We start from the raw sequence: 11,715 nt of genomic DNA on the forward strand, positions 1-11,715 counted from the left end.
GATGCGCGTCCGATTTCCGTCACGGGGGCGGACGCGGCCATACTGCGGACGTGAATTTGGTCATGCGCCGCCCCATTGTCATTGCCACCGGATTTGCTGTGTGTCTGGCTGCAGTCGCCGGATGCTCGTCGCAGGAATCGGGTTCATCAGGAAAGTCTGGCCAGGGGCGGGTGACCTTCGGTCCCAACGACGCCGGCCCCGTGACCAGCGTCAGCTGCGAGACCAAGGACGGGCTGACCACGATCGGCGTCAAGGGCAAGATGCCGGCCTCCGTGGCGCTGACCGACGGAGAGGCCCCCGTGGTGCAGTCGGTGAACATCGGCGACGTCAACGGCGAGGGGGCTTCGCTGACCTACCTGTCCGGCCTGTCGGGCGCACCGGTCGTGGCCGCACGCGACGGCAAGGCCTACACGATCACCGGGACCGGCATGGGCATCGACCCCAACCAGCCGGGCGAACCGGTGGACATGCCGTTCGACATCGCGATCACCTGCCCCTGAGGAAGGTCACGATCGCCCCGGCAAGTTCCTCGCCGGCATCCTCCTGCAGGAAATGACCCGCGTTCGCGATCGTCGGATGATCGACGCCCTGTGCGCCCCGCATGTCCCGTTGGAAGATGGGCGCCATGGCTCCGGTGATCGGGTCGCCGTCGCTGAACGCCACCAGCATCGGGGTTTCGCTGGCCGTCAACGCTTTCCAAGCTGACCGGTTGGCGGCCGCGGCCGGGTCGTCGGGTGCGGTGGGAACAAGACCGGGCATAGCGCGCGGACCCGCGCAAAAGGTGTCGTCGGGGAACGGCGCGTCGTACGCCGCCCGGACCTCGTCGCTGACCGGGCGACGGCATCCGGCCTCCACGAATCTGCCGACATCGATGGTCGGCAGATTCTGGATGGCCTTGCGGAACTGCCACCAGATTTCCGGCATGGGAATGTCGCCGCTGGGCAGCCCGGTGTTGGCAACGACGATGTTGGCGAACCGGTCGGGATTCTCAGCCGCCAGTCGCAGCCCGATCAGGCCACCCCAGTCCTGACCGACCAGGGTCACCCGCCGCAGGTCCAAGACATCGCAGACCAGCGTCCGCATCCACTCGACGTGCCGGGCATAGGTGTGATCCTCGATGCGCGTGGGTTTGTCCGATCTGCCGAAGCCGACCAGATCAGGACAGACGACGCGATGGCCCGCCGCGGCCAGGATCGGGATCATGCGCCGGTAGAGAAACGACCAGGATGGTTCCCCGTGCAACAACAACACCGGGTCGGCTTCCGGTGGGCCGGCCTGCACCCACGCCACCCGCAATCGGCCACCCTCGCTGTCGTCGATCTCGGAATAGCCTGGTAGATAAGCAAACTCGGGAAGATTAGCGAACCGGTCCTCTGGAGTACGCAACGTCTTCATGACGCTGAACTTACGACCGCCTCGCGTCCGCGGGGAACGATTCTTCCAATCCCATGCCCATGACCTGCATCAACCCCAATACTTCTGCCTGACAGTCCGCCACTGACGACGGGCTGCACAACCGTGAGGAGAGCAGTGGTGAAGCGTGAGTTCCTGGTTGCCGTCGGCGGCGCCGCGATCGTCATCGCCGGCCTGTCCGGCTGTTCGTCGAGCGACAAGAAAGACACCTCAAGCGAGACGAAGGCCACCGCAACGGCGTCGGCAACGGCTTCGGTCGAGGCAGGCGACGCCAAGGCGACCACGGGTGCAGGCACCGCCCGGGTCAGCATCGACGGCAAGGACCACAAGGTCGAGGGCACGGTTGTGTGTGCCACGGTCGCAGGCAATGTCACCTTGACCGTCGGACAGGGCATGTCCGCGGTCAGCGCCACCCTCGGCGAAGGCGACCAGCCGTCGGTGACCGCAGTGGCACTCGGCAACATCGACGGCGTCAGCCTCGGCTACACGCCCGGCGTACCCGGCGGCAGTGCGGAAGCCACCAAGGATGGCAACAAGTACACGATCAAGGGTGAGGCCACCGGTGTGGATGGAATGAACCCGGTGACCAAGCCTTTCGAGCTGGAAGTCTCCTGCCCGTAGCAATCCACTCACTTTTAGCAAACATCTGGCATAGTGTGGGCCCGGACTGATCCCGGGCCCACGCTCTGTTCTCAGTCGTTTTCAGTTCGGACGACCTGAGGAGCACCGTGGCCGACCACCGTAAGCGCGCGCGATCATCGGCTGCCGTGGTGGCCGGTGCCACCGCGGGCCTAGCCGCGGTGCTCACCTTCGGACATGTCGCCGACGCGCTGGCGGCCACCCTGCCGGGCGGCAATGCCGTGGTCGGCGTCGGCGGGGCGAAGAACCCGAACAGCGACCGGATCCCGAACAAGTTCCAGAGCAATTACGTGCCGTACGGCGGCGAGTTCGTCGGTACCAACCCAAGCCAGTTCTACGGCGTCAACTACCCGGCCACATTGCCGATCGATGACAGCGTCGCCGAGGGCCGCCAGCCGCTGATCGACACAGTCGCCCAAGCGCGCACCGCGGCCGGCCCCGGCGGGACCGTCTACATCGTCAGTTACTCCGAGGGGACCATCGTCGCCGAGACGTACAAGCGCGAACTCGATGCCCAAAACAGCCCTGACACCGGCGCGTTGAAGTTCGTGTACATCGCGGCGCCCACGGTTCCCAACGGCGGAATCTATGCCCGCTTCCCGAATATGGGACCGCTCGGGCTCCTCGGATTCACCAGCACCGGCGCAGCCGAACAGTCGCCCTATGACGAAACCTTCATCACCATCGAGTACGACCCGGTCGGTGACTTCCCGGCCTACGCCAATCCACTGGCACTGGCCAATGCCGCGGCCGGGTTCGTCTATCTGCACGGCGACCCGACGCCGGATGCCACCGACCTCAACAATCCCGACGCCGTCATCGTGAAGACCGTCACCACGCCGGGTGGCGGGACAGACACCTACATCCTGGTCAAGACCGAGCACCTGCCCTTGCTGCAGCCCATCCGCGACGTGTCGACCGCACTGCACACCACGGCATTCACCGAGCCGGTGCTCGGCGCGATCGAGCCCACCCTCAAGCTCGCCGTCGACATGGGCTACACCGATCGCGACTACTCCGATCCCGCCACGGCTACCCGGTTCTCGTTGATCACGCCCCCGAAGCGGATTGCCGAGACCCTGAACCAGCTCCCCGGTGCCTTGCAGCAGGGAGCGGACAACTTCAAGGATGGATTGCCCTCGACGACACCACCTTCGACGGCTCCGGCACCCACCGTCCGTATCGCGGCAAAGCAGGAAGCCCCCAAGGCAGTCGAGACGAATGCCGACGCCGAGTCCCCGAAGAAGCCCATCAAGCGCGCACCCGTACAGCGGCGCGACGAGATGCGAAACACGATGTCGGATGTGGCGAAGAACGTCAGGGACTCTTTCAAGCCCAAGCCCAAGTCCGAGCCCAAGCACCGGGCCAAGCCGCAACAGGCGTCAGACACGGACAAGGCTGCCTAGAGCCCGGGATGTCATGCTGGGGGCATGACTCGACGGCACCGTCCCGCCATCGTCTGGTTCCTGCTGCTCGGCCTGTTTCTTCCCGTCGTGGGATGCTCGTCGTCCCCGGACCCGGCTGACCGATTCGCCGCATTCGCCGATGCCCTGCAACGCAAGGACGCTCACGGCGCGGCCGTGCAGACCAATGACCCTGCAGCTGCCGAGCCGGCAATCACCTCGATGTTCAACGGCATGGGGGACGCTGCCTCGGTCAAGGTCAGCGCCGAACCCGATGACCAGACCGGCGCGACCCTGAAGTATCAGTGGTCCTGGGGTGAGGGCCACGATTTCGGCTACGACACCACCGGCACCGCTGCCAAGACCGGCGACGACTGGCTGATCGCCTGGACCCCGACGCTGTTGCACCGAGATCTGCAGGACGGCTTGCGCTTTCAGTACAGCACCGACAGTGACCTGCAGACCCCGGTGCTCGACCGGACCGGCCAGCCATTGATGACCTGGCAGACCGTTGGCGTCGTGTCGCTGGACCGCGCCCACGTCGGTTCCGCCGCGCCGCTTGCCGCGCTGTTGAACCGCTTCGATGCCACTACGACCGCGGAATCCATCGGCGCGCAGTTCACGTCGAACACCGACGACCGCGTGACGGTGATGAAACTGCGCGAAGACGACCTCGCCCAGGTGCGCGACCAGCTGGCCCAGATTCCGGGGGTCACCGTGGCCGAGCAGGGTGACCTGCTGACTGCCGACCGCCAGCTGTCTTCGCCGGCCATCGGCGGGCTCACCGAGCTGTGGCACGACCGGATCACCAAAGCCGCCGGATGGTCGGTCTATCTGGTCGACGCCGAGGGCGCGGCCGCGCAGCGGCTCAAGGCGCAACCGCCCGCACCGACCGACCCGATGCGCACCACGATGGACCTGCGGCTGCAACTGCTCGCCCAACAGGCCGTCGACCAGGAGACGCGTCCCGCGGTGCTGGTGGCGTTGTCGGGCAAGACGGGCGGGATTCTGGCTGCCGCACAGAACACGGCGGCGGATCCCCAAGGCGCCATTGCCTTTTCCGGGCTCTACCCGCCGGGGTCGACGTTCAAGACCATCACCACCGCAGCCGCGCTGGAGGCGAACCTGGCCACCCCGGACAGCCCGGTGGCATGCCCCGGTAGGTTGACGATCGAGAACCGCACCATTCCCAACGACGATGACTTCGACCTGGGGACCGTGCCTTTGGCGTCGGCGTTCTCCCACTCGTGCAACACCAGCATGGCGGCACTGTCGGAGAAGTTGCCCGCCGATGCGCTCACCAAGACGGCGCGCGCGTTCGGTATCGGGGTGGACTTCACCATTCCGGGGCTCACGACTGTTACGGGCCGCGTTCCCAACGCCGACACTGCCGCCCAGCGGGTGGAGAACGGTATCGGCCAGGGCACGGTGACCGTCAGCCCGTTCGGTCTCGCCGTCGCCGAGGCGAGCTTGGCGCACGGCTCGACAGTCCTGCCCAGCCTGGTCGACGGTGAGAAGGTGACCGCCGATACCCCCTCCGAAGCACTGCCGGCCGGGGTCACCGCAGCGCTGCGGGACATGATGCGCAAGACCGTCACCGAGGGCACCGCCAGCCAGTTGAGCGATATCCCGGATCTCGGCGGCAAGACCGGTACGGCGGAATTCGGCGACAACACGCACTCGCACGGGTGGTTCGCCGGTATCGCCGGTGACATCGCGTTCGCGACGCTGGTGGTGGGCGGGGACTCCTCGACGCCTGCGGTCAAGATCTCGGGAGATTTCCTGCGGTCCGCGGGCTGATCGACGCGGAGGATGTGAGCACCCTGTCAGGCGCCCGACGCCACCTCCAGCGCCTTGAGCGAGTCCTCCAGATGGCTGAGCATCCGCTGCAGGTGCGGCACACTGCGCCGGCATCCGACCAGCCCGAAATCCAGGTTGTCGGCATTGTTGGCCAAGGTGATGTTCATCGCCTGCCCGTCCAGCGCGATCGACAGTGGATAGTTGCCGTCAAGCCGAGCGCCCTTCCAGTACAAGGGATGTCGCGGCCCGGGCACGTTGGAGATGACCAGGTTGAAGGGCGGTGTCGTGGCCTTGACGAATCCGGGAACCGCAGCCAGGCCGAGCGGGGCGATCATCAGCGCCGACAGCGCCAGGGCCTGGACTCTCGGCAGTTCGGAGAACACCTTCTTGTTGCCCCGCATCGACTCCCCGACGACATTCAGCCGCTCGGCGGGGTCATCCACATCGGTACCCAGATTGCACAGGACCGTGCCGACCATATTGCCGCCGGCGTCGGCCTCGTGTTCGGCGCGCAGGCTCACGGGCACCATCGCGATCAACGGTTGGTCCGGCAGCGCATCCTGTTCCACGAGATAGGCACGTAGCGCTCCGGCGCACACCGTGAGCACCACATCGTTGACTGTGAACCCGGCGGCCCGCGAGATCCGCTGGAACCGCTCCAGCGGCCAGGACTGGGCCGCGACCCGGCGGGCTCCGCCGATCTTGACGTTGAACATGGTCTTGGGAGCCGCGAACGGCAGGGTGAGTTGCTGTTCGAGCAGCGCCGAACGGGCCAGCTTGACCGTCGACGGCGCCAGCCCCGCGACCGAGCCGACGGTATCGGTGACCGCCCGCAGCACCGACGAACTCTGGTGCTCCCGCTTGCGGCGCGGCAGCGACCACGGCACCCGCACCTCGGTGTCATCCGGATCCTGCGACAGGGTGCGCATCAACAGCTTCAGCGCCGACACCCCGTCGATCAACGAATGGTGCATCTTGGTGTAGACCGCGAACCTGCCGTCGGCGAGTCCTTCGATCAGGTGCGCCTCCCACAGCGGACGGTGCCGATCGAGCAGGCCGCCGTGCAGACGGGAGGTCAACTCCAGCAGATCCCGAACGCGGCCCGGGGTCGGCAGCGCGGACCGGCGCAGGTGGTAGTCCATGTCGACGTCGTTGTCGTAGGTCCAGCCGACGTTCGCGATGCCGCCGAGGATGGTCGCCGGGTGTTTGCGGAACACCGGCTGAATGTCGGTCTGGGCCACCATCTCCTCGTGCAGTTCGCGCACGAAGTCACTGCCCGCGCCGGCCGGAGGTTCGTAGAGCGCGAGGCCACCGACATGGAACGGGTGCTCCCGGGTCTCAGCGATCAGGAACATCGAATCGGTCGGCGACATCAGATCCATGGACACATTCAACGCCGTTGCGACGAGCTCTGACGAAGACCGGGCGAATCAGGCGAAACAAGTAGCCGACTACTCATGCACCGGCCGCGGCGAACGCCCAAGATCTAGACATGCTGAGCCCGACAGCAGCACGCACCGCGCTGGCCGTGATCCGGATCCTCAATGGCGCGACCGCCCTTGTGGCCCCCGAAAGACTTCTCACCCGCCTCGGCGTCGACACCGCACGCGATCGTTCGGCCGCCTATCCGTTCCGGATGTTCGGCATCAGGACCGTGCTGATCGGGCTGGATCTGCTCGTCCTGCGGGGCAGCGAACTTCGTCGGGCCGAGAACCTCGCCGTCCTGATCCACGCCACCGACACCCTGTCGGCCGCCGTCACCACAGCGCGCGGCGATCTGCCGCGCCGCCACGGCGTGACGGCCACAGTCATCTCCGCCATCAACACCGCTCTCGCCGTCATTGCCTGGAAAGGATCCCGTCATGCCATCGCTTCTCACGAGGTTGTTTCTCAAGACCACTGAGCTGGTCGACCGGCGGATCGGCTGGGACAAGCTGCCCCCGATCGTCGGCATCTCGGTGCTGGTCGGGATCCGCGATTCCCTGCGCGAGCACAACCTGTACGACACCTACCAGGGCAAGCCACCGGAGGCGCCGCCGCTGGCCCCGACCGATTACCTGACCGCCCGGACGGCCAACGGTTCCTACAACGACCTCTCGGCGCCGTCGATGGGCATGGCCGACACCCGGTTCGGGCGCAATGTGCCCCTGGCCGAGGGCCGGGCCGAGACGCTGCCGCAGCTGATGGATCCCAATCCCCGACTGATCAGCACCAAACTGTTGCAGCGCCGCGAATTCAAGCCGGCCACCACACTCAACGTGCTCGCCGGGGCGTGGTTGCAGTTCGAGACCCGGGACTGGTTCAGCCACGGTACCGACGCCAATCGGATGCTCGAGATCCCCCGCCCCGACGGGGACGACGAATGGCCCGAGGACACCATCAAGGTCCCAGCCACGGCCGTCGACCCCACGGCCGCGCCGGGCGGTTCGACCTTTGTCAACACCGAAACCCACTGGTGGGATGCCTCGCAGATCTACGGCAGCAACCAGGATTTCCAGAAGGCCGTCCGTAGCGGCAAGGGCGGCAAGGTGCGCATCGACGCCGACGGGTTCATCGACATCGACCCGGCCCTCATCGGCGCTTCCGGTGGCGCGGACGGCTGGTGGCTGGGCATGGAGCTGATGGGCACGATATTCATGCGTGAGCACAACGCCATCTGTGACCGGCTCAGGGCGGCATATCCGAACTGGGACGACGACCAACTGTTCAACAAGGCACGACTCATCAACGCCGCGCTGATCGCCAAGATCCACACCATCGAATGGACCCCGGCGATCCTGGGGCATCCGACCCTGCAGATCGGGATGCGGGCCAACTGGTTCGGCCTGGCCGGTGAGCGGGTCAAGGAGTTGTTCGGCCGGATCGGGTCCAGCGATGTGGTCAGCGGTATCCCAGGCTCGACCACCGACCACCACACCGCCCCGTATTCGATCACCGAGGACTTCGTCACCGTCTACCGGATGCACCCCCTGGTGCCCGATGATTATGAATTCCTCAGCCTGACAACCGGAGTCGAGCCACGCCAACTCACCTTCGGCGAGATCCACGGCGGGGCGAACTCCCGCGGTGTCCTCAAGAGCATGGGTGTGGCCGAGTGCCTGTACTCGCTGGGCGTCGCCCATCCTGGCGCGGTCACCCTGCACAACAGCCCGAACTTCATGCGGAACTTCCAGCGCACCGACGAACACACACTCGACATGATCGCCACCGACATCCTGCGCTCCCGGGAACGAGGAGTCCCGCGCTACAACGACTTCCGCCGTGCATTGCGACTGAACCCGGTGACCAGTTTCGACCAGATCAGCGGCGGCGACGCTTCCACCGCCGCTGTGATGGCCGAGATCTACGGCGGCGACATCGAGAAGGTGGACACCACCGTCGGCATGTTCGGCGAAAAACTGCCAGAGGGATTCGGGTTCAGCGACACCGCATTCCGGATCTTCGTGCTGATGGCCACCCGTCGCCTCAAGAGCGACCGGTTCTACACCGTGGACTTCACGCCGCGCGTCTACACCCCCGAGGGCATGGACTGGATCGACCACAACGACATGACCTCGGTGTTGCTGCGGCACTATCCCGAGCTCGAGCCGTCACTGCGCGGGCAGCGCAACGCCTTCGCGCCGTGGGCGCGGATCTAGTTGGGACATCGGGCCGCTAGAAGGTGCGCTCGTAAATGTCCGCGGCGATCGCGATGGCCGTGTCGTTGCACTGCTCATCGGTGAGCGGCAGGTCACCCATCATTGCCACGCTCCAGGAGATGGTCAGCAGGGCCTGGCGGGCGTGATACACCGCGACGGGATCGTGGTCGGGGGCAGTCATGGCGTCGGAAACGGTGCGGAACTGGTAGCGCAGGTCGGCGCCGACCCCGAGCCGATTGAACGCCGCATAGTTCTCGTGCATGAACCGCGTCATGGCCCGGCCGGTGCCGTGCAGAACCGTGCCGTACCGTCGCAGGACCTCGAGTCCGGTTTCCCTGCCCGCAGGCTGATCGGCAGCCCAGCTCAGGATCTCGTCCACACCCGTACGCAAATCGTCGGCAAGGCTCACCACGATGTCCTCTTTTGCCGGGAAGTGGTAGTAGACAGCGGCCTTCGTGATCCCGAGACTTTCGGCGATCTGACGGATCGAGGTGTGGTCGTAGCCGTGGGCCGAGAACAGCTCAAGGGCCACGGCGCGGATCTTGTCGCGGGTGTCGGTCCGTCGACCTGCCATCCAGCCCCTCCCATTACTTGACGCCCGGTAAGGGATGAGCTTAGCGTGGCCGGATCCATTACTTACCTGCCGTCAAGTAATGAATGAGACGCATCGAGGGGGAATCCATGCACGGTTCACAGCTGCCCACAACACTGACCGGCCCACCACTCACCGCCGTCGGGGTCGCGGTGATCCGAGCCCGGGAATCCGAACGGGATGACCGCCTCTATGCCGATCCTTACGCCGCCCGCTTCGTCGCGGCAGCACAGCAGGCCTATCTCGCCCCGGACGCGCCCGAGGGTGCCGCCGAAACCTGGGCGACCGTGTTGCGATTGGCCGCGATGATGTACGAATCCCGCACAGTCGGTGTCCGCCTGGTCGACGACGCCTTGACCCAAGCGGCTGATGCCGGGCGCACCCAGATCGTGTTGATCGGCGCCGGGCTGGACACCCACGCGTTCCGGCTGACCTGGCCCGGGTCCGTGCACCTGTTCGAGGTCGATCTACCCCAGCTCTTCGCCTTCAAGGAACCGACCCTGCGCGACGCCGTCGCGACCTGCGAGCGCCACGTCATCGAGGCCGACCTGTCCGACTCAGACTGGGCAGAATCCCTGGTGACCAACGGGTTTGATCCCACCATCCCGACGCATTGGGTCGACCATGCCCTGATGACACTGCCGAGGGCCGCGGCTCGCGCCGGGGTCGAGGCGATCACGCGACTGTCCGCGCCCGGCAGCCGGTACGAATTCCCGACCATGGGTAGCCAGAGCTTCAACACCACACTGAAGTCGGTGGACGGCGCCGCGGACCTGTATCGCGGCACGTCCAATGTCGATCGGGGCCTCGGTGACGACGCCCGGCACTGGATCGAAAGCCTGGGGTGGTCAACGTCTTTCACCAGCTTCGCCGAACTGGCCGCACGCTATCCCCGCAAGGTCGGTTCAGACGCCGGCAGCGGAACCGTCACCGCCACCCGGTTGGAAACCCTGTGACGAACGTGCAGGTTGTTGTCGCAATTTCGCCATCAGCGACAGAAAGGCTGCACGCTCGACACAGCGCCCAGGCGAGTGATCTGCGTCGCGCGCTGATCGCAAAAAATCCCGCTACCTGCGAGAACAGGTGCGGGATTTATGGCGGTGGCGGAGGGATTTGAACCCTCGGACGGGGGTTACCCGTCACACGCTTTCGAGGCGTGCTCCTTAGGCCGCTCGGACACGCCACCGTGTGGCAGCTTACCGGGCGAGCGCGCCAAGCCCTAATCGCTTACCGCTGGGCCGCGAAGAACTCCTCCAGCAGGGCCGCGCACTCGTCGGCCAGGACCCCGCCGACCACCTCGGGACGGTGGTTGAGCCGGCGATCACGCACCACATCCCACAGCGAGCCGACCGCCCCGGTCTTGGGTTCCCAGGCGCCGAACACCACCCGCGCCACCCGGGCAAGCACCAACGCGCCCGCGCACATCGTGCACGGCTCGACTGTCACGGCCAGCGTCGCACCTTCCAGCCGCCACCCGTCACCGAGCACCCGGGCGGCCTCGCGCATCGCCACGATCTCGGCGTGCCCGGCCGGGTCGCCGGTGGCCTCACGGACGTTCGCAGCGCGCGCCAACTCGGTCCCGTCGGCGGCGAACACCACCGCACCGATCGGCACGTCGCGCGGACCGGCTGTCCGGGCAGCCCCCAGCGCCGCGCGGATCAGGGATTCGTCTGAGGCACTCACCGACCGAGCCGGTCGAGCACCGCCGACAGCTCGTCGGCGAAGCCCATCTCGCGGGCGATCCGCCCGATCTGCTCGTCGGCGTACAGGTCGGTCTCCGACAAGATCACCCCGAGCACGTCCTCGTGCAGACCGATGTCGGACAGCACCGCGAGGTCGCCCTCTTCGAAGGGATCCGAGTCTTCGAGATCCTCTTCTTCCAGGTCAGCGTCCAAATTCTCCAGCGCCTCTGCGGCGATGTCGTAGTCCAGTGCCGCGGTGGCGTCCGACAGCAGCAACCGGGTACCCGCCGGTGCGGGCCGCACGATCACGAAAAATTCGTCGTCCACATCGAGCAGTCCGAAGACCGCCCCGGCGCTGCGCAGCTCGCGGAGCTCGGTCTCGGCCGCGGTCAAACTCTTCAACGACGACGACCGCATCGGGGCGCACCGCCACCTGCCGTCCTCCCGGACAACGGCCACCCCGAAACCATCGGGCAGGTCTGCCGGTGCACGCTGCGCCTCCATGCCCGCCTACGGTAGTCGCCGACCAGCAATTTTGACAGGGATCA

12 protein-coding genes and 1 tRNA gene are annotated in these 11,715 nt (G+C 66.3%); 7 read left to right on the forward strand and 6 right to left on the reverse strand.

Annotated features, from left to right (window positions below):
- Positions 1-50: 50 nt before the first annotated feature.
- Positions 51-500 (forward strand): lipoprotein LpqH, encoded by a 450-nt coding sequence (locus A5779_RS22560; RefSeq protein WP_064885798.1) that lies wholly within the window; start codon positions 51-53, stop codon positions 498-500.
- Here A5779_RS22560 and A5779_RS22565 read toward each other — a convergent pair.
- Positions 487-1,395 carry a haloalkane dehalogenase gene (locus tag A5779_RS22565; protein ID WP_064885800.1) on the reverse strand — a complete coding sequence of 303 codons (909 nt, stop codon included), beginning with the start codon at positions 1,393-1,395 and terminating at the stop codon, positions 487-489. The two genes, A5779_RS22560 and A5779_RS22565, sit on opposite strands and share 14 nt — an antisense overlap.
- A 138-nt stretch (positions 1,396-1,533) precedes the next feature.
- Between A5779_RS22565 and A5779_RS22570 the strand changes: the two genes are divergently transcribed.
- The 3 genes from A5779_RS22570 (at position 1,534) to A5779_RS22580 (ending at position 5,255) form a co-directional block, all read left to right on the forward strand.
- Entirely contained in the window at positions 1,534-2,034 is a 501-nt protein-coding gene (locus A5779_RS22570) for a lipoprotein LpqH (RefSeq protein ID WP_064885896.1), read from the forward strand.
- Positions 2,035-2,141: 107 nt separating this feature from the next.
- Positions 2,142-3,458, forward strand: coding sequence for a PE-PPE domain-containing protein (locus tag A5779_RS22575; protein WP_110777613.1), 1,317 nt, complete (start codon positions 2,142-2,144; stop codon positions 3,456-3,458).
- A gap of 24 nt (positions 3,459-3,482) precedes the next feature.
- Positions 3,483-5,255, forward strand: coding sequence for a penicillin-binding transpeptidase domain-containing protein (locus A5779_RS22580; protein WP_064885805.1), 1,773 nt, complete (start codon positions 3,483-3,485; stop codon positions 5,253-5,255).
- A 26-nt stretch (positions 5,256-5,281) separates the two neighbouring features.
- Here the strand turns inward: A5779_RS22580 and A5779_RS22585 are convergent, their stop codons facing one another.
- Entirely contained in the window at positions 5,282-6,637 is a 1,356-nt protein-coding gene (locus A5779_RS22585; protein WP_064885807.1) for a WS/DGAT/MGAT family O-acyltransferase, read from the reverse strand.
- Between the two features lie 110 nt (positions 6,638-6,747).
- Between A5779_RS22585 and A5779_RS22590 the strand changes: the two genes are divergently transcribed.
- Both A5779_RS22590 and A5779_RS22595 read left to right on the forward strand, forming a co-directional pair.
- Positions 6,748-7,158, forward strand: a complete 411-nt coding sequence (locus A5779_RS22590; RefSeq protein WP_064885809.1) for a hypothetical protein — start codon at positions 6,748-6,750, stop codon at positions 7,156-7,158.
- Complete coding sequence (locus A5779_RS22595) at positions 7,118-8,893, forward strand: peroxidase family protein (RefSeq protein ID WP_064885811.1); 1,776 nt, start codon at positions 7,118-7,120, stop codon at positions 8,891-8,893. The genes A5779_RS22590 and A5779_RS22595 overlap by 41 nt, the downstream gene beginning before the upstream one ends.
- A gap of 16 nt (positions 8,894-8,909) precedes the next feature.
- Here A5779_RS22595 and A5779_RS22600 read toward each other — a convergent pair whose 3' ends face one another.
- Positions 8,910-9,467 carry a TetR/AcrR family transcriptional regulator gene (locus tag A5779_RS22600; RefSeq protein WP_064885814.1) on the reverse strand — a complete coding sequence of 186 codons (558 nt, stop codon included), beginning with the start codon at positions 9,465-9,467 and terminating at the stop codon, positions 8,910-8,912.
- A 107-nt stretch (positions 9,468-9,574) separates the two neighbouring features.
- On the opposite strand from A5779_RS22600, the gene A5779_RS22605 reads away from it, so the two are divergent.
- Positions 9,575-10,441 carry an SAM-dependent methyltransferase gene (locus A5779_RS22605; protein ID WP_064885816.1) on the forward strand — a complete coding sequence of 289 codons (867 nt, stop codon included), beginning with the start codon at positions 9,575-9,577 and terminating at the stop codon, positions 10,439-10,441.
- A 139-nt stretch (positions 10,442-10,580) separates the two neighbouring features.
- Here A5779_RS22605 and A5779_RS22610 read toward each other — a convergent pair.
- From A5779_RS22610 to A5779_RS22620, 3 genes are all read right to left on the reverse strand, one after another.
- Positions 10,581-10,671: transfer RNA gene (locus A5779_RS22610), tRNA-Ser, on the reverse strand.
- A 41-nt stretch (positions 10,672-10,712) separates the two neighbouring features.
- Positions 10,713-11,168 (reverse strand): nucleoside deaminase, encoded by a 456-nt coding sequence (locus A5779_RS22615; protein WP_064885819.1) that lies wholly within the window; start codon positions 11,166-11,168, stop codon positions 10,713-10,715.
- Complete coding sequence (locus A5779_RS22620; protein WP_064885821.1) at positions 11,165-11,671, reverse strand: tRNA adenosine deaminase-associated protein; 507 nt, start codon at positions 11,669-11,671, stop codon at positions 11,165-11,167. Before A5779_RS22620 ends, A5779_RS22615 begins: the two co-directional genes overlap by 4 nt.
- Positions 11,672-11,715: the final 44 nt, after the last annotated feature.

Origin of the sequence: Mycolicibacterium peregrinum (assembly GCF_001665625.1) — a bacterium.
Classification (GTDB): domain Bacteria; phylum Actinomycetota; class Actinomycetes; order Mycobacteriales; family Mycobacteriaceae; genus Mycobacterium; species Mycobacterium peregrinum_B.